Below are 470 nucleotides of genomic sequence, written 5' to 3'. Positions count from 1 at the left end.
CCCCGCAGGCCCGGCTGTGCCGGGCCGCCGTTGTCGAGGAGCCCCTCCAGCAGCGGCACCAGATAGCTGTGCAGCCCCTGTATCTGGCGGGTGAAGCTGAACAGCGGACTGCGCTGACTGATATCGACTTTGTTGAGCATCATGTCCGGCATGGCCGCGTTGAGCTGCTGCATCCACTGGTGCCAGAACCGGGCCAGCTCAGTGCGCCAGCGCTGCTCATCCTGCGCATTCAGGCTAAAGGTGACGCCCAGGATCTGGGCGCGCTGCGCGCTGTCCAGCGACTGGAAAGCGGCGCTGAAACCGTGCAGCCGGTCGAGTTTGGTCAGCACCAGATAGCAAGGCAGAGGATGATGCAGAGTTAATCGCAGATCCTGCAGGCGCAGGTGAAGCGCGGCAATATCCCGTTCCCGCTGCGCTTTGTTGTCGGTCAGTAAGCGGTGAATGTCCACCGTCAGGATGATGCCGTTGAG

At 62.6% G+C, this 470-nt stretch carries 1 protein-coding gene; it reads right to left on the bottom strand.

Annotated features, from left to right (window positions below):
* The coding region (locus tag SLS51_RS23320) for a type VI secretion protein IcmF/TssM N-terminal domain-containing protein (RefSeq protein ID WP_323840853.1) at positions 1 to 470 on the bottom strand (470 nt) is incomplete at both ends.

This window comes from Photorhabdus africana, from assembly GCF_035181445.1.
GTDB lineage: Bacteria > Pseudomonadota > Gammaproteobacteria > Enterobacterales > Enterobacteriaceae > Photorhabdus > Photorhabdus laumondii.
The sequence above is the reverse complement of the archived record's forward strand: the minus strand, read 5'-3'. Positions and strand labels throughout refer to the sequence as shown.